This window comes from bacterium (genome assembly GCA_016873475.1).
Taxonomy (GTDB): domain Bacteria; phylum Krumholzibacteriota; class Krumholzibacteriia; order JACNKJ01; family JACNKJ01; genus VGXI01.
Genome location: VGXI01000405.1, coordinates 1 through 1,677, shown reverse-complemented (window position 1 = coordinate 1,677; position 1,677 = coordinate 1). Strand labels below are relative to the sequence as shown.

General features: G+C 67.8%; 2 protein-coding genes. Both read left to right on the top strand.

The window, feature by feature from the left end:
• Positions 1-232: 232 nt before the first annotated feature.
• Positions 233-1,201, top strand: a complete 969-nt coding sequence (locus FJ251_16200) for a hypothetical protein (protein ID MBM4119242.1) — start codon at positions 233-235, stop codon at positions 1,199-1,201.
• 12 nt (positions 1,202-1,213) lie between these two features.
• Positions 1,214-1,677 (top strand): hypothetical protein (locus FJ251_16195; GenBank protein MBM4119241.1); only part of this gene is annotated, 464 nt, incomplete at its 3' end.

Sequence of the window (1,677 nt, the reverse complement as noted above, 5' to 3'; positions counted from 1 at the left end):
CCCCCGCCTACGCGAAGGAGGACGTGCGCGGCGCGGCGCAGGCCCTTGGGAACGCCGATCGCGAGGAGCCCATCCTCGTCGCCGTGGTCGGCGAGACCTTTGCGCACTACTTCAAGGGGCCGGCGCCGCTGGCGATGCTCTGGCCAGGGATGGGCCCCGCGCAGATTCGCGCCAGGGTGGAGACGCTCGGGGAGCCGCCGCGGCTCTGGCTGGTGAGCGCCCGCCCCTGGGAATGGGGTGGGGAGTCCACATTGATCGGCGCGTTCCAGGGCTACCGCGCCGCGGAGCAGGCAAGGTTCCACGGCGTAAGGGTTTACGCGCTGGAGAAGGGGCAGTAGCGCGCCGGCCTGGCATCCGACTTGCAAAACGGCCGCCGTGCGGCAGCCGCCGCCATGGAGACAGGGGTTTGCATCCGATGTGCAAAGGATTGCGCCGTAATCGGTTGCCCAGACTGCTCTGCCTCGCTGGGCTCCCGCTGCTATTCCTTTCCGGCTGCGGCAGGCAGGGCCCCGCGCTGAAGGTGCGTACCCTGACGGGGACAGCGGCGGCTGACTCGCTGGCCTTTCTCGGGCCGCCCCCGCGCTACGTCATCGGCCCCGGGGACCGCCTCCATGTCACGTTCCTCGGCGAGGTCGGACTGGACAACGACTTCCTGGTCAGTCCCGACGGCCGCTTGCTCCTACCCCTGGTCAATGAGCCCGTGCTCGCCGCGGGCCTCACGCTGGAGCAGCTCAACCGCGAGATCGCGCGCCAGCTCGCGACCTACCTCGTCAACCCGCAGGCCTACGTGCACCTCCTCGAGTTGGGCAGTCAGCACGTTTTCGTGCTCGGTGAGGTGCGCAATCCCCAACTCGCGAGCTCGGAGCCGCTCACCCTGGCGGGCGTGCTCGCCGATTGCGGCGGCATCACGCGCGATGGCCAGAAGAAGCAGGTCATCGTGATCCGGCGCAATCCAGGGGGCGATCCGCAGGTCTTCGAGGTCGACTTCTCCCAGCTGCTGGCGGGCGAATCCCTGCTGCCGGACCTCCCGCTGCAGCGCTACGACATCGTGGTCGTGCCGAAGAGCCGCGTCGCCAATCTGCGCGACTTCATGATGGCCGCCTTCGGCAACAACATCGTGATGACCCGCTTCGGGTTGGACGCCGTCTTCCTCCAGAATGCCCTGGAGAGGGAGCTGGACGTCTACTATCAGAACAACTAGCCGGTGATCAGCATGGAAACGCCCGCAACCCCAGTCGTTCAGGCCCGGCCGCAGGGATCGCAGCAGCAGATCTCCCTGCGCGAGTTCTACATGGTCCTCTTCCTGCACAAGTGGACCATCGTCGGCTCCTTCATCGTGCTGCTGGTCGCCATCCTCTGGGGGCTGTCCCTGCGCGAGCGCCTCTTCGTGGCCTCGGTGAAGTTCTTCGTCAACCGCTCGCTGCCGCAGGAAGCGGCGATCCGCTACATCGGGCGACTGGAGTGGGAGGAGGAGATCAACTCCCTGGCCGAGATGGGGCGCAGCCAGGGCGTCCTCACGGAGGCGGCGCGGCGCTTCGACGAGCTGCGCGGCTGGCCGAACCCGCCGCAGGCGCGCACGATGGAGATCGCGGCCGGTCTCGCGACGATGGTCGAGGTGCTGCCCGTGCAGGAAACGGACATCATCAACGTCCTCGTGCGCGACACGGATGCGGACAC